The following is a 14,779-nucleotide window of genomic DNA, read 5'->3' on the forward strand; positions in this document are numbered from 1 at the left end:
AGGGATGGGGTATGCCGAGTCAGGAGCGCCCCGGGAGCGACGGCGAGCACTTGGTGCAGCAGCGACTCGGTACGACCGAGCGCGCCGACCGTTTCTACGGGGATCAGGTCCTGGACCATCTCAATGGCCGGATGCGGGAGTTCGTGGCCCGCCAGGAGATGTTCTTCCTGGCCACGGCCGACCGGCACGGCGATTGCGACTCGACCTTCCGGGCCGGCCCGCCGGGCTTCGTCCGGGTGCTCGACGACCGGACCCTGGCGTACCCGGAATACCGTGGCAACGGTGTCATGGCGTCCATCGGCAATATCTCGGAGAACCCGCGCCTGGGCATCCTGATGATCGACTTCACCCGGGACCGCATCGGCCTGCACATCAACGGCCGCGCGCGGGTCGTCATGGACGAGGAGATGCGGGCGCACCACGCCGATTTGCCGGTCGACCCGATCCCCGGGCGGCGCGCCCAGCTGTGGGTCACGGTCGAGGTCGAAGAGGCGTACATCCACTGCGCCAAGCACATTCCGCATCTTCAGAAGGTCCCGGCGCAGCAGCGCGGGGCGCGGGCGTGGGGCACCGACGACAGCAAGCGCAAGGGCGGCGACTTCTTCGGCGCGGCGGCCGAGGCGAGCGAGCGGCCGCCGTTCCAGCGCGCGGCGCGCACGAACGAGCATCTGCGGGGCGGGCTGCACGAGGACGCGGGCGAGGTGGCCTACCAGGGCGCGGCTGCGGTGTACGGCGCCGGTCCCGCACGCGTCGGCCTGCCCCATGGCCCACGACCCGAGCCCGGATATGGCCCCGGGACAGAGCTCTCCGGCCGGCGGGATTTCGTGGAGGAGCTGAACGCGGAGTTCCTCGACCGCGTCGAGCGGGTGCTCGCCCGCGCCCAGCCCCGCCGTCCCGCGGAGGACGAGGCCGAATTCCGCGGCTGGTTCGACCGGCGCGACGGCTGACACGGCGCCCGAGGCAGCGGCCGTCGCGGTGACTCGGCGGCCGCTCAGCCCAGGTCAGGGGCGTGCATGGCCCGTACGCCCTCGATGTTGCCGTCCAGGTAGTGCCGCAGCGACAGCGGTACGACCTCGACGGAGGCGATACCGACGCGGGTGAAGGGCACCCGCACGATTTCGTAGTCCCCGCAGGGCTCCTCGACCTCGGGGCCGTGCCGGCGTGCGAGGTCCATCGAGTCGAGCCGGCAGACGAAGAAGTGCTGGACCTTCACGCCGTCCACCCCGCCGTCGCTGAAGTGCTCGACGGTGTCCACGAAGACCGGCACCACGTCCTTGATCTTCGCGCCCAGCTCTTCGTCCAGTTCTCGGTGGAGGGCGTCGATGACGGTGGCGTCCTCGGGCTCGACGCCGCCGCCGGGAGTGATCCAGTACGGGGCCCGGCCCGGTTTGGTGCGCTTGATCAGAACGAGGTCCGCGCCGTCGAGCAGGATCGCGCGGGCGGTGCGTTTGACGACTGGCCGTTCGTTCATAGGGGACAGATGCCGCAGTCACGGCCTGGTGAAACCCCCGCCCCTCGGTCACCAGTCGACAGCGGTGCGCAGCAGCCATTCCTGCGCCCGCGCGATATGCGGCAGGCCGAGCGTCCCGGTCCGTACGGTCAGGAAGTAGGTCCGCAGCGGGGGCACCGGCGGGTCGAGCAGGGTGATGACGTCGCCGCCCGCGAGCGCGTCGGCGCACAGATAGCGGGGCAGGACGGCCAGCCCGGCGCCGGCCGTGACGCAGGACAGCACCGCCCGCAGATCGCCGGCGATCACGGCCGCCGAAGCCGTGGGCTTGGCGTCGAAGACCGTGGACCAGTAGCGGGCGATCAGCGGCAGACTCTCGTGCACCTCGACGATCGGTACGGGGTCCAGCAGGCGGACGCCACCGGCCTCCAGTACCGCAGGGCCGCCCAGCTGATCCGCCCAGTGCGGCGCGGCGATCAGTACATGCTCCTCGTCGCACAGCGGGGTGGCGGTGAGCAGCCCGCCGCGCGGCCGGGTCGTGGTGACGGTCAGATCGTGGTGACCGTCCGCCAGACCGGTCAGCATCTCCTCCGCGGACCCGAAGGAGGTACGGATGGACAGGCCCTGGGATATCAGCGGGGCCAGCGCCGGGAGCGCGCGCTCGGAGAGGAACTCCGGGGGACCGGCGAGATGGAGAGTGCGGGTGACGGAGTCCCGGTCCAGGCCCGCCTCGGTGATCTCCGTGAGCGCGTCCAGGTGCGGCGCCACCTTGTGGGCGAGTTCGTCGCCGATGGTGGTGGGGGTGACCCCGCGGGCGTACCGGAGGAAGAGCGGGCGGCCCAACTGGCGTTCCAGCGCCCGGATCTGGCTGGTCACCGCGGGCTGGGAGAGGCCGAGTAAGGCCGCGGCGCGGGTGAAGGAGCCGGCTCGGTGCACCGTGACGAAGGTGCGCAGCAGAGCCAGATCCATCGTGTACCTCCTGCGCCCCTCGGAAGCCTGGTCGCGGGCCAACTATAAATTTGTCGATAGGGATGTGTCGCTAGCGTGATTGGACACTGACGCTCGGTCAACTAGCCTTGTTCGAGCGGTTGGGTTTCACGTGGAACATCTGGTTTCACGTGAAACGCGTGGACTCGGGGCCATGTGGAACCGCAGGCCGGCAGGGTGACGAGGGGGGATACCCTGCCGGCCATCCTTGCGTCTTCCGGCGTGCCGGATGTGGCGGTGCGCCCCGCTTGTTCGACTCATATCGATGGTGCGGTTCATCCGGGTTTGTCGGGTCAGCTCTGTGCGGCCAGGTCCAGCGCCCGGAGGACATCCGCGACCAGATCCTCCGGCTCCTCGACGCCGACCGAGAAGCGGATGAAGCCCTCCGGCACCGCGTCTCCGCCCCAACGGGCCCGCCGCTCCGCGCTGGACCGTACGCCCCCGAAGCTGGTCGCATCGTCGACCAAGGTCAGCGCGTCCAGGAACCGCTCTGCGAAGGACTTGTCGGGCAGTACGAAGGACACCACGGAGCCGAAGCGGCCCGTGCGCATCTGCCGGGTGGCGAGCTCATGGGACGGATCGGACGGCAGGCCGGGATGGCGCAGGCCGGTGACCTCCGGGCGGTCGGCCAGCGCCGTGGCCAGCGCCAGGGCATTGACCGACTGCTGGCGGACGCGCAGGGCGAGGGTGGCGAGTGAGCGATGCGCGAGCCAGCTCTCCATGGGGCCGGGGATCGCGCCCACGGTCTTGCGCCACAGCCGTACGGAATCGGCGAGCGCGGCATCGCGGGTGCTGGCATACCCCAGCAGGACGTCGCCATGGCCGGTCAGCCCCTTGGTGCCGCTGGCCACCGAGAAGTCCGCGCCGAGGTCGAGGGGGCGCTGGCCGAGCGGGGTGGCAAGGGTGTTGTCGACGGCGACCAGCGCGCCCCGGCGGTGTGCCGCGTCGGCCAGCCGCCGGATGTCGCAGACATCGAGGCCGGGGTTGGAGGGTGTCTCGATCCACAGCAGCCGGGCGCCGTCCAGCGCATCGAGCTGTGCGTCGTGTGCGGTCGGCGCGGTACGCACCTCGATGCCATAGCTCTCCAGGCGCGTGCGCACGGCAGGGAGCAGCTGATAGCCGTCGCTGGGGAGTACCACCGCGTCACCGGAGCGCAGGTGCGAGAAGAGCACTGCGCTGATCGCCGCCATTCCGGAGGCGAAGGCGATGGTGTGGGCGCTCTCGTCCGGTGATTCGAGTGCGCTGATGGCCTGTTCCAGAAGGGTCCACGTCGGGTTGGCGTCGCGGCCGTAGGTGTAGGGGCCGACGGCGTCGCCGGGGAGGTGGTAGTGGGCCGCGAAGACCGGCCCGGGGAGGGCCGGCTCATAGGCCTCGGGCCCCGGGAGCCCGGCTCGTACGGCGCGGGTGCCGTCGCCCGTCATGTGCTCTCCTTCTCCTGCGGCTGCTGTGGTTCCTGGGCAGCGCGCCGGTGGTCGTGGTCGGGGACGCGGGCCGTGACGACGGTACGGGCCGGGAGCGTGGCGCTGATCGCGGCCAGCAGGCCGTCGCTCGCCGTCTCGACCATGTCCAGGCACTCCTCGAAGCCCTCGAAACCGCCGTAGTACGGATCGGGTACGTCGAGATCGTCGGAGAGGCCGGGGCCGGAGGCGGGGGCGGGCACCGGGCCCGAGGCGCCGCCCGCCACCGCGCCCGTTGCCGCGTCCGTCCCGTACGCACGCAGCAGTTGGACCTTGGCGGCGTCCCGCGCGGTGGGGGCGAGCCGGCGCAGCTCGCGCAGATGGCCGGAGTCGAGCGCGATGACCAGGTCGAGGCGGTCGAACCAGGAGACTTGGAACTGCCGGGCGGTGTGCGCGTGTTCATAGCCGCCCGCGCGCAGTACGGCGACCGTGCGCGGGTCGGCTCCATCGCCCTCGTGCCAGCCGCCGGTCCCCGCGCTGTCCACCTCGACCAGGCCGTCGAGCCCGGCCTCCGTGAGGCGGGCACGGAAGACGGACTCCGCCATCGGCGACCGGCAGATGTTGCCGGTGCAGACGAAGCAGATGCGGAAGGGAGCGGTCAAGGGTCAGTCCTCGTCGGGAAGGATCACATGCATCGCCCAGGCGACGATGGAGATGATCACGCCGCCGAGCAGTGCCGTCCAGAAGCCGTCCACATGGAAGGCGAGATCGGCCTGGCCGGCGAGCCAGGAGGTCAGCAGCAGCATCAGCGCGTTCACGACCAGCGTGATCAGGCCGAGTGTGAGGATGAACAGGGGGAAGGAGAGCAACTTCACCAGGGGCTTGACCAGGAAATTGACCAGCCCGAAGATCAGCGCGACGAGGATCAGGGTCAGTATTTGGCGGCCGGTGTTCTCACCGGTGAGTGTGATGTCCTTGAGCAGCCAGATGGCCACGGCAAGCGCCGCGGCATTGGCGATCGTCTTGACCAGAAAATGCTTCATGGTGAGATCGTCGCAGACGAGTCTGAATCATCGAGGGGTGCGAACGGCATGAAGGCTTTCCGACTGGAAGAGCTGGAAGCGGAGCGGGCCGCGAACGACGGTGCGTATCTTCAGTTCCTCCGGGAACGCACCATGTCGGTCGGGCTGTATGCGCTGGATGCCGGCAGCGTCGATCCACAGCAGCCGCATGCGCAGGACGAGGTGTATTTCGTGGTCAGCGGCCGGGCGGCGATCACCGTCGGCCAGGAGACGCAGTCGGTGGCACGGGGCAGCGTGGTCTACGTGCCGGCGGGAGTCCCCCACAAGTTCCACCACATCAGCGAGGACCTCCGGGTGATGGTGGTCTTCTCTCCTCCTGAGAGCTAAGGGTCGGACCCCGGGACCCGTAGGGGAAGTGTCAGGGGAGGACCGGGGCTGCGAGGCCCCCACGGCCGTGGTCCGCGTCCTAGCATCGTTGGTGAAGGGAAACCTGAGGCGTGAGGCGGCGGACCCGCAGCGCGCGGACGGTGCCATCGGCGCGAACACAGCGCGGCGGACAGATAGCGCGGTACGGACAACGACAGCGCGAAAGACAGAAAGCAGGGGAGAGCAGTGGCCGGTAAGGGGATATTCGCAGGGCTTCCGTGGTGGGTCACCTGGGTCGTGGTGCCCGTCGTCGTGATCGTCGTCTTCGGCGGACTGATCGCCACCGCACTCGGCTTCCTGATCGGCGTGCTGTTCAAGGTCCTCATCGCGGCGGCCCTGATCGCCGGGGTCATCTACCTCGTCCGCAGGGTCAGCGGCTCGTCCTCTTCCTCGTCGAAGAGCGACTGGTAGGCCACAGCCGGCACCACCGACCGCCGGTGCTCGACCACCGGCGGTCATCGGCCCTGGTCCGCTCGGCTCGGCGAGAATTACCGAAGAGCTCACCTCGCAAATGCCCCAAAAACGCCTCATTGCGACGTAGTTGTGGTAGATGTCGAACCCAGCCCGTACAGCTCCGCTCGGCGGTGCGCGGGCGGGGTAACTCCTCCGGCTTTCGACCTTTCGCCCTGACTTCCCGGGCTAGAGTGCCGACGCAGGCGTCTTCCGGACGGTGGCGTTCCGGAAACCGGGCGAGATGAGCCCAGCCCGGGCGTCATCGGGTGCCTGGGAGGCGCGCGCGGTCACGGGAGTTGGTCCCGTGACCGGGGCCCGTGCCCCGCTGCGAGCGGACCTGGGGGTTGGCGTTGGCAATCGTGAACGGCGAATCCGCCTCCCACCCCACCTTGATCGGATCGGTGCAGCGGGCGCTCCGGCTCCTGGAGGCCGTGGGCGCGCATGTCGACGGTGCGCCCGCCAAGCAGCTGGCCAGAGAGGCGGGGCTGCCGCTGCCGACGGCCTACCACCTGCTGCGGACCCTGACGCACGAGGGCTATCTCCAGCGGGAGAACGGGGTCTTCGTCCTCGGCGCGGCGGCCGAGGTCATCGGCCGGGCCGGAGCCAGGCGCCGGCAGCGGGCCCATCTCTCCGAGGCGCTTGCCGTGGCGGGCCAGGAACTGGGCGTCGCCGTCTACTTCGCTGTCTACCGGGAGGGTGAAGTCGAGGTGGTGGCGGTGACCGATGACCCGGCGCGGCCGCCGGTGGTGGAGTGGGTCGACTTCCGTACCACCGCACACGCCCATGCGATCGGGCAATGTCTGCTCGCGCAGCTTGACGAGGCAACGAGGAGAGAGCATCTGGCGCGCCATCCTGTCCAGTCGATAACGCCCTTTTCTGTGCGAACTGAGGACGAATTGCTGCATCGTTTGGATACGGTGCGTCGCGGCCATGTTGCTTATGAGCGCCAGGAATATGCCCTGGGCACGGTATGCGCCGCCATTCCCGTCCAGGTCGGGGCGGCCGCGGCGACGTTGGCGGTATCCCTGCCCGTGGACGAACTGCGTCGATTGCGGTCCGTTACAGACCGACTACGGAAAATGGCGGAGACGACACTAACGACACTCGCCTTCTCTATCAGTATCTGAAAACTCACTCCTTGTGATCTGCTGGCACGTGGCAGACGATGGCGCCAACAGGGCTACGGGCGTTGTTTCCCGGCCATCTCCGATCAAGTGCGGGGCAGTGGTTGATGACCGACACAGTTCAGGCAGAAGTGATCATGAGCTTCGTCGTCTCGGAGGAGCTTGCGTTCCGGATTCCGGTGGAGCTGGACTTCGCCAGCGCCGATCCGTACGCCGTCCGTCTCACCTTCGATCTTCCCGGCGATGCGCCGGTGACCTGGGCTTTCGGCCGGGAGCTGCTGCTGGACGGGCTGAGCCGGCCGTCCGGTGAGGGTGATGTACGTATCGAGCCGGCCTCCCCCGAGCACCTCAGCGATGTCCACATCAGCCTTCAAGTCGGCGCCGAGCGTGCGCTGTTCCGGGTGAGCGCGGCGCCGCTGGTCGCCTTCCTGGACCGTACGGACCGGCTGGTGCCGCTGGGTAAGGAAGAGGTCTGCGACACCCTGGAGGCCGTGCTCGACCGGATCCTCACGGAAGCCCCGGCCGGCTGACCCTGCCCGTCGTTCCCCTCCCCTGTGCCCGCCTCGCCGTCACCCCTGCTTACGTCGCTTGCCGCGTCCCCCACGGCGTCCTTGCCGGCCACCCGTGGGGCTCGTCGGCGCGCCGCCGCTGACCCCGGCCCCGGCCCCCACCGTGGCACCGGCCCCGGCACCCTGTCCGGCTCCCGTGTCGCCACCCGCCGGCGAGCTCTGCTCCTTCCGGTCCGCCGAGACGACCAGCGCGGCCAGCAGTGTGGTCAGCGGCACTGCGGCGACCAGCCCGATGCTGCCCACGAGCGTGCGGACGATCTCCTCCGCGACCACCTCGCTCGACGCGACCGTTCCGACGCTGCTCTGTGCGATCGAGAACAGCAAAAGCAGCGGCAGTGCGGCACCCGCGTAGGCCAGCACCAGGGTGTTGACGACGGACGCGATGTGGTCCCGGCCGATCCGCATCGCGGCGCCGTACAGCTTGCGCCAGCCCGCCGACGGGTCCGCCTCCTTGAGCTCCCAGACCGCGGCGGTCTGGGTCACCGTCACATCGTCGAGCACGCCCAGCGAACCGATGATGATCCCCGCCAGCAGCAGACCGCGGATCTCGATGTCCGGGTAAAGGCCGTGCACCAGGCCGGTCGTGTCGTCCGTATTGCCGGTCAGCAGCGCCCAGCCGATGAAGACCGAGCCGAGCAGCCCGATCAGCAGCAGTGACGCCAGGGTGCCGAGCACGGCCACGGACGTACGGGCCGTCAGCCCATGGCACAGGTACAGGGCGATCAGCATGATCGCGCTGCCCCCGATCACCGCTACCACCAGTGGATTGGAGCCCTGCAAGATCGCCGGAAGGATGAACAGCGTCAGGACCACGAAGCTGGCTGCCAGTGCCACCAGCGCGAGTACGCCACGCAGCCGGCCGACGATCACCACTGCGAAGGCGAAGATCGCGGCCAGCAGCCACATCGGGAGCGACCGGTCGACATCGCTGACCGAGTACTGCAACTCCTTCGGCGCCTTGGGGGAGTACGCCACCACCACCTCCTGGCCGGTGGTGTAGTGGCGCAGGGCGTCCGGGGTCACCACCGTCTGGAAGGTGCGCCCCTTGTGCTCCCCGGTGGTGACTTCGATCGTCGTCTGCTGGCAGGGCTTGCCCTTGTCCGCTCCCCCGGCCGGTGGCTGGCCCGTCGGTGACGGGGGCTGGGGCTGCTGTTCGGCATGGACATCCGCACAGTTCACCTCTGCCACTTTGACCACGCGTGCGCTCTCCGTGGGCTGATCGAAGCCGACCCCGGAGGGCTTGTGCGGAGGTGCACCGCCCGGCCAGAGCACGACCAGGCCGACCGCCACTGCGGCCGCGAACGGGATCAGTACGGCCGCGATGACCTTGCGCAGATGCCGGGAGACGGGCGCGGCGGGGCCATGGCCGTGCCCATGGGAGTGCGCGGCGGGGTGGTGGTGGGACTCGTGAGCGGACACCGCCCGATCATCGCAAGAACTCCAGGGGCCCACTGTTCACCGCGCCACATCGGCCGCTACCGTGGTGGCACCTTTGCAATCGCGGGAGCTCGGAGCACCGGGCTGAGAGGGCGCTGACCTCCGTCCCAGCGGCGTTTCACGTGAAACGCCGGCGGACGGAAGCCGCTGCGTCGACCGCCGAACCTGTTACCGGGTAATGCCGGCGTAGGGAGTTGGGTCTCATGACTCTGAAGGATGCACGCACGCCTGAAAACGGTGCCAACGGTGGCGAAGAGCCGCAGATCGGCTGGCACAAGGGCTATGTCTCCGGATCGCGCCCCGATCTTCGGGTGCCGGTCCGGCGGGTGCACCTCACCAACGGCAAGGACGTGACGCTCTACGACACGTCAGGGCCGTACACCGACCCGAATATCGATACCGACGTCCGCCGCGGTCTGGCGCCGCTGCGGGAGAACTGGATCATCGGCCGCGGCGACACCGAGGAGTACGCGGGCCGCCCCATGCGGCCGGAGGACGACGGCCTCAAGCACACCTCGCCGCGCGGCGGCCTCAAGAACCTCGACGCGGTCTTCCCGGGCCGTCCCCGCCAGCCGCGCCGCGGCCGGGCGGGCGCCCCGGTCACCCAGCTCGGGTACGCCCAGCGTGGCGAGATCACCGCGGAGATGGAGTACGTCGCCGTCCGCGAGAAGGTCACGCCCGAGTTCGTCCGCGATGAGATCGCGGCCGGCCGCGCGGTGCTGCCGGCGAACATCAACCACCCGGAGATCGAGCCGATGATCATCGGTAAGAACTTCCTGGTGAAGGTGAACGCCAACATCGGCAATTCGGCGGTCACTTCCTCCATCGAGGAGGAGGTGGAGAAGATGACCTGGGCGACCCGCTGGGGCGCCGACACGGTGATGGATCTGTCCACCGGCCGCAACATCCACACCACTCGTGAGTGGGTACTGCGCAACTCCCCCGTCCCCATCGGCACCGTCCCCCTCTACCAGGCGCTGGAGAAGGTCGACGGCAAGGCCGAGGAGCTGACCTGGGAGATCTACAAGGACACCGTCATCGAACAGGCCGAACAGGGCGTCGACTACATGACGGTGCACGCCGGTGTGCTGCTCCGCTACGTCCCGCTGACGGCCCGCAGGAAGACCGGCATCGTCTCCCGCGGCGGCTCGATCATGGCGGCCTGGTGCCTGGCGCACCACAAGGAGTCGTTCCTCTACACGCACTTCGAGGAGCTCTGCGAGATCCTCGCCTCCTACGACGTCACCTACTCGCTCGGTGACGGTCTGCGCCCCGGCTCCATCGCGGACGCCAACGACGAGGCGCAGTTCGCGGAGCTGCGGACGCTCGGTGAGCTGAACACCATCGCGAAGCGGCACGGTGTCCAGACCATGATCGAGGGCCCGGGCCATGTCCCGATGCACAAGATCAAGGAGAACATCGACCTTCAGCAGGAGATCTGCGAGGAGGCGCCGTTCTACACGCTCGGCCCGCTGACCACCGACATCGCGCCCGCCTACGACCACATCACCTCCGGTATCGGCGCGGCGATGATCGCCTGGTGGGGCACCGCGATGCTCTGCTACGTCACGCCCAAGGAGCACCTGGGCCTGCCGGACCGCGACGACGTCAAGACCGGCGTCATCACGTACAAGATCGCGGCCCATGCGGCGGACCTGGCCAAGGGCCACCCGGGCGCCCAGGAATGGGATGACGCGCTCTCCGACGCCCGCTTCGAGTTCCGCTGGGAGGACCAGTTCAACCTGGCCCTCGACCCGGACACGGCCCGCGCCTTCCACGACGCGACGCTGCCCGCCGAACCGGCGAAGACGGCCCACTTCTGCTCGATGTGCGGCCCGAAGTTCTGCTCGATGAAGATCAGCCAGGACATCCGCCGCGAACACGGGGGCGATCTGGCCCTCGACCCCGAGGCCGGAATGGCCGAGAAGTCGAAGGAGTTCGCGGCGGCGGGCAACCGCGTGTATCTGCCGATCGCGGACTAGCCGGTCCGTCCGGGCGCACACGGTGGAAGGCCCCTGCCCGACGGGCGGGGGCCTTCCTGGTGCCGCCCCCACCGGCTCTGATCGGAAAGAGCCGCACTAATCCGTCCGTTGATCCGGCCCGCCGTAGTCCGGGCTGGTGAAGTCCGGGCTGGAGTAGCGCGGGCGGGACCCCGAGGAGCCGCTGTCGGGGCTGCTGAACTGGGGGCGGGTGTAGCCGAGGGTCGGGATCCGGCTCTCCGGGGACGTGTGGCGGGGGACATAGCGGGCGGGGTCGTCGTCCGGAGTGGCGGTGGGGTCGGTGAGGGCTGCACGGAGAAAGGGCAGCAGACCGCGCTCCAGGAGGGCATGGCGCCAGGCCTCGTGGGCCTGCTCCAGCGCCTCGGACGGCTCCTTTGCGCCGGCGACCTGGGCGGAGGCGCCGTTGCGCAGCGCCGTGATGACCAGTCCGGCCATGGCGACCAGGGTGCCCGCCGCGGTCAGCGCCGCGAAGATCCAGCCGACGCTGATCAGCGGCTGGGCCAGGGACTTGTCGGGGCTGACGGCACGCAGCACATACCCGAGGAGGAGGAAGAGCACGGCGGCGATACCGGCGAGCACGGGGGCGAGCACGGCGATCATGGCGGTCAGCCCGGCGCCGGTGGTTTCGGCCTCGTCGAGGGCCGCGGCGCTGTCCGGTCCCGGTCTCCCGTCGGCGGCCGCGTTCTGCTCCTCGTGGTGCGCGTCGGCGACGGCCGTGAGGGGCGCCGGCGCGTGCAACTCGGCGCGGAGCTGCACATAGCGTTGGTATTCGGCCGTGGCGCAGGCGGCGATGGCGGTGGTCGCATTGAGCGCCATCGTGCGCAACTGCTCGGTGTTGAAAGGGTTTTCTGTGGCGGTGGTCAGGTCGTCCGGGCGGTATGGGGCGGTACGCAGTGCCTCATCGAGGAGCCGCGCGAATTCCGCGCGATCCTCGTTCAGCAGGTGCGGAGCGCTGTTCATGTGCATCCCCCGATGCTCCGTAGGGCCGTAAGGCCGGCGTTGGCCGGGCAGTGGGCGGAAACGGAGGAGAGCCTGCTACGGATAGACCGATGGTAGAGCGACTCCGGCACGGCGTGACAGAGAGTTTGCGGAAATTGAGTAATGCCACGACCGGTTTCCGCCGGTGCCGCTCCCCGTTTTCGTGCTGACCGCCCGTCGGCCGATCAGGCGTACGACTACGCGGCCAACCCTCAGCCGGCCAGCGGAAGTTGCACGACCAGCAGCTTTCCGGCCATCGTGACACCGCCGTCCATGGCGATGGCCAGACCGTCGGCGTAGACATGCGGGCCGTCGACCGCGACGGTGTCGCTGTCGCCGTCCTCCGCACCGACCTCGCCCAGCAGATACGGGATCGGGCTGTGGCCGTGGACGACCCGGTCGCCGCCGTAAGCGTCGAGCAGTTCCCGGACGGCATCCGAACCGGCCTCGTCGCGGAAGGCGAAGCGCTTGGTGAACTTGCGGAACAGATCCCAGACTTCATCCGCTTCGCTGCGGGTGAGCACGTCATGGACGGTGTCGTTGACGGCCTCGATGGAGTCGCCGTATTCGAGGTAGGCGGTGGTGTCGGAGTGCACGAGCAGATGCCCGTCCTCCTCCATCACCGCGTCCAGCCGGGCCATCCACTGGAGGTGGTGGTCCTCCAGGCGGTCCATATCGTTCTTCTGGCCGCCGTTGAGGAGCCAGGCGGCCTGGAAGGAAGCGGTACCGGCGCCGGACTGTACGGGGGTGTCGCCGAACCGCTTGGCGCCCAGCAGCAGGAGTTCGTGGTTGCCCATCAGGGCCTTGCAGTAGCCGCCGGCCGCCGCGGCCTCGGCGGAGAGCTGCATGACGAGGTCGATGACGCCGATCCCGTCCGGGCCGCGGTCGGTGAAGTCGCCGAGGAACCAGAGCCGGGCGTTGCCCGCCGCCCAGTTGCCGTCGGCGTCGATCAGCCCCTCGGCGGCCAGCGCCTCGCGCAGCTCGTCGTAGTAGCCGTGCACATCGCCGACGACATACAGCGGGCCCATGCCCTCGGGCGCGTCGGGGTCCATGGCGGGTTCGGGCACCGGGACGACCGCCGGGCGGTCGATCAGGGTGTCCGTACGGCCCGGGGTGATGACCGGGAGGTCCCGCGCGGTCGGGGTGTACTCCTCGGGCAGCTCGGCGGGGGGCGCGGCCGGAGGTGCGGCGGGGGCACCGGCGGGCAGATGCAGCGGCGGGCCGGCGGGCGGCACGGGGGACCCGGCGGGCGTGCCGGAAGGCACTCCGGGCGGCGGAGCAGGCGCCGGAGTTTCTCCCGCCATGGTTTGCACCATGGGTCCCAGACTGGCCCCCTGAGTCATCGACCCCTCCACCGTCGCGCCGCCGTGCACCTCTCGGACCTTTGCCTGGTCGACGGCGGTCCGCGGTGTCGTGCGCCCATCATAGGAATGCTGGTCGCGGGTTGTGACGCACCCGGGGGTGGTCAATCCGCCAGAGCCCGGCGTTCGCGGCTGATTTGCCCCGGGATCATCCTGTTTTTTCCGCGGAGAAGAGATCGCCCGGTCGTCCGTATGTGGGAGTACCCTCAGTCGCCGGTCGGTCCCCGTGGCGGGCTGACGGTCGTTCTCGGCGACCGTCGCTGGGACGAGGCACGGACGATGAGATCGGTAGGTATCACCTGTTCGATGGGCCGCCCGTTGTCCAGCCCTTCGATGGCGTCGATGAGGATCTGGATGACGGCGGTGCCGATGCGGCGCGGTTTGAGTGACAGCGTGGTGATCGGCGGCTCGGTGGCGGCGTAGAGGGTGGACTCGCTACAGCAGACCAGCAGCAGGTCCTCCGGAACCCGCAGGCCGTAGCGCCGGGCGGCGGCGAGCAGGTCCGTGCCGTTGGGGTCGAAGAGCCCGTAGACGGCGTCCGGGCGGTCCGGGCGGGCCAGCAGCCGGTCGGCGGCGACGGCCCCCGCGCACGGGTCGTGTGCCGGGTAGGACTCGTAGACCGGATCCTGGCCGACCCGCTCGCACCAGTGCAGATAGGCGGTGGTCGACAGCCGGGTGTAGGTGTCGGTGGTGTTGCCCGTGAGGAGTCCGATGCGGCGGGCGCCGGCGTCGGCGAGATGGTCGAGCAGGCCGAGGACGGCCGCCTCGTGATCGTTGTCGACCCAGCCGGTGACGGGCAGCGCGCCACCGGGGCGGCCGTCGGAGACGACGGGGATGCCGTGCCGGACGAGTTCGGTGACGACCGGGTCGCCGTCGGCGGGGTCGATGACGACGGTGCCGTCGAGGGCGACGTTGGACCACACGTCGTGGCGGGAGGTCGCCGGGAGGATGACCAGCGCATAGCCGCGGGCCAGGGCCGCGGAGGTGGCGGCTCTGGCCATCTCGGCGAAATAGGCGAATTCGGTGAAGGTGAAGGGTTCGTCCCCGTACGTGGTCACGGTCAGGCCGAGGAGGCCTGACTTGCCGGTACGGAGCGTGCGGGCGGCTGCGGACGGGCGGTAGCCCAGCCGGTCGGCCACCTCGCGGACATGGCTACGGGTGGCATCCGGAAGCCGGCCCTTGCCGTTGAGCGCGTCGGAGACAGTCGTGATCGACACACCGGCTGCGGCGGCCACGTCCCGGATGCCCGCCCGCCCCAGCCGGCGGCCGGTCGACCGGCTCACCTGGTGCTTCCCTGCTGCTGTCATGGCGAGCCGATAGTAGGGCTCGTCACGGCAATTCACGGGGGTCGACCAACGGCTGTGGAAAGGCACGTTTCTGCACGGCGATCAGTGACCAATTCCCTGCAAAGTAAAGGGAGTTGGTGTGTTCGTTGATCATTCCGGGGGAGGATTTCCGCCTTCGCCTGTCGATCTGTTCCGGTCCCGAAGTGGTCTCAAGTCACCTTGACGGGGGATGCGCGCCACGGCGTAAGCCACCGGCGTGCGTCGGTCCGGGGAGCGCTCCCCGGAGGGATTG

The 14,779-nt window shown here is 69.4% G+C and carries 15 protein-coding genes; 6 read left to right on the forward strand and 9 right to left on the reverse strand.

The features are described 5' to 3' along the window. Nucleotides 1–11 precede the first annotated feature (11 nt). A complete protein-coding gene (locus CP981_RS19925) occupies nucleotides 12–947 on the forward strand; it encodes a pyridoxamine 5'-phosphate oxidase family protein (protein WP_085924574.1) in 936 nt (311 codons plus the stop codon). Between the two features lie 44 nt (nucleotides 948–991). Here the strand turns inward: CP981_RS19925 and CP981_RS19930 are convergent, their stop codons facing one another. The 5 genes from CP981_RS19930 to CP981_RS19950 form a co-directional block, all read right to left on the reverse strand. Next, nucleotides 992–1,471: an NUDIX domain-containing protein gene (locus tag CP981_RS19930; RefSeq protein ID WP_042150914.1), complete on the reverse strand. Its 480-nt coding sequence runs from the start codon at nucleotides 1,469–1,471 to the stop codon at nucleotides 992–994. Nucleotides 1,472–1,519: 48 nt separating this feature from the next. Next, nucleotides 1,520–2,416, reverse strand: a complete 897-nt coding sequence (locus CP981_RS19935) for a LysR family transcriptional regulator (protein ID WP_085924575.1) — start codon at nucleotides 2,414–2,416, stop codon at nucleotides 1,520–1,522. Between the two features lie 311 nt (nucleotides 2,417–2,727). Continuing rightward, complete coding sequence (locus CP981_RS19940; protein WP_085924576.1) at nucleotides 2,728–3,855, reverse strand: cystathionine gamma-lyase; 1,128 nt, start codon at nucleotides 3,853–3,855, stop codon at nucleotides 2,728–2,730. After that, nucleotides 3,852–4,493, reverse strand: a complete 642-nt coding sequence (locus tag CP981_RS19945) for a low molecular weight protein-tyrosine-phosphatase (protein WP_085924577.1) — start codon at nucleotides 4,491–4,493, stop codon at nucleotides 3,852–3,854. The genes CP981_RS19940 and CP981_RS19945 overlap by 4 nt, the downstream gene beginning before the upstream one ends. Before the next feature lie 3 nt (nucleotides 4,494–4,496). Then, on the reverse strand, nucleotides 4,497–4,874 hold the full coding sequence (locus tag CP981_RS19950; RefSeq protein ID WP_085924578.1) for a phage holin family protein: 378 nt from the start codon (nucleotides 4,872–4,874) through the stop codon (nucleotides 4,497–4,499). A 48-nt stretch (nucleotides 4,875–4,922) separates the two neighbouring features. Between CP981_RS19950 and CP981_RS19955 the strand changes: the two genes are divergently transcribed. From CP981_RS19955 to CP981_RS19970, 4 genes are all read left to right on the forward strand, one after another. Next, nucleotides 4,923–5,240: a cupin domain-containing protein gene (locus CP981_RS19955; RefSeq protein ID WP_085924579.1), complete on the forward strand. Its 318-nt coding sequence runs from the start codon at nucleotides 4,923–4,925 to the stop codon at nucleotides 5,238–5,240. Between the two features lie 225 nt (nucleotides 5,241–5,465). Further along, on the forward strand, nucleotides 5,466–5,690 hold the full coding sequence (locus CP981_RS19960) for a DUF5326 family protein (RefSeq protein WP_085924580.1): 225 nt from the start codon (nucleotides 5,466–5,468) through the stop codon (nucleotides 5,688–5,690). Nucleotides 5,691–6,088: 398 nt separating this feature from the next. Next, the gene (locus CP981_RS19965; RefSeq protein ID WP_244330058.1) at nucleotides 6,089–6,859 is read left to right on the forward strand and encodes an IclR family transcriptional regulator; all 771 of its coding nucleotides are present in this window, start codon (nucleotides 6,089–6,091) and stop codon (nucleotides 6,857–6,859) included. A gap of 104 nt (nucleotides 6,860–6,963) precedes the next feature. Beyond that, nucleotides 6,964–7,386, forward strand: a complete 423-nt coding sequence (locus CP981_RS19970) for an SsgA family sporulation/cell division regulator (RefSeq protein WP_085924581.1) — start codon at nucleotides 6,964–6,966, stop codon at nucleotides 7,384–7,386. A gap of 39 nt (nucleotides 7,387–7,425) precedes the next feature. Here the strand turns inward: CP981_RS19970 and CP981_RS19975 are convergent, their stop codons facing one another. Next, nucleotides 7,426–8,844: a YibE/F family protein gene (locus CP981_RS19975; RefSeq protein ID WP_085924582.1), complete on the reverse strand. Its 1,419-nt coding sequence runs from the start codon at nucleotides 8,842–8,844 to the stop codon at nucleotides 7,426–7,428. A gap of 221 nt (nucleotides 8,845–9,065) precedes the next feature. On the opposite strand from CP981_RS19975, the gene thiC reads away from it, so the two are divergent. Then, nucleotides 9,066–10,844: a phosphomethylpyrimidine synthase ThiC gene (gene thiC / locus CP981_RS19980; RefSeq protein ID WP_085924583.1), complete on the forward strand. Its 1,779-nt coding sequence runs from the start codon at nucleotides 9,066–9,068 to the stop codon at nucleotides 10,842–10,844. Between the two features lie 96 nt (nucleotides 10,845–10,940). Here thiC and CP981_RS19985 read toward each other — a convergent pair whose 3' ends face one another. The 3 genes from CP981_RS19985 to CP981_RS19995 all read right to left on the reverse strand — a co-directional run bounded on the left by CP981_RS19985 (nucleotide 10,941) and on the right by CP981_RS19995 (nucleotide 14,508). Further along, nucleotides 10,941–11,828, reverse strand: a complete 888-nt coding sequence (locus CP981_RS19985; RefSeq protein WP_085924584.1) for a hypothetical protein — start codon at nucleotides 11,826–11,828, stop codon at nucleotides 10,941–10,943. Between the two features lie 224 nt (nucleotides 11,829–12,052). Beyond that, the gene (locus CP981_RS19990; protein WP_280116712.1) at nucleotides 12,053–13,144 is read right to left on the reverse strand and encodes a metallophosphoesterase; all 1,092 of its coding nucleotides are present in this window, start codon (nucleotides 13,142–13,144) and stop codon (nucleotides 12,053–12,055) included. Between the two features lie 263 nt (nucleotides 13,145–13,407). Beyond that, entirely contained in the window at nucleotides 13,408–14,508 is a 1,101-nt protein-coding gene (locus tag CP981_RS19995; RefSeq protein ID WP_042150893.1) for a LacI family DNA-binding transcriptional regulator, read from the reverse strand. Nucleotides 14,509–14,779 lie beyond the last annotated feature (271 nt).

This window comes from Streptomyces platensis, assembly GCF_008704855.1.
Lineage (GTDB): Bacteria > Actinomycetota > Actinomycetes > Streptomycetales > Streptomycetaceae > Streptomyces > Streptomyces platensis.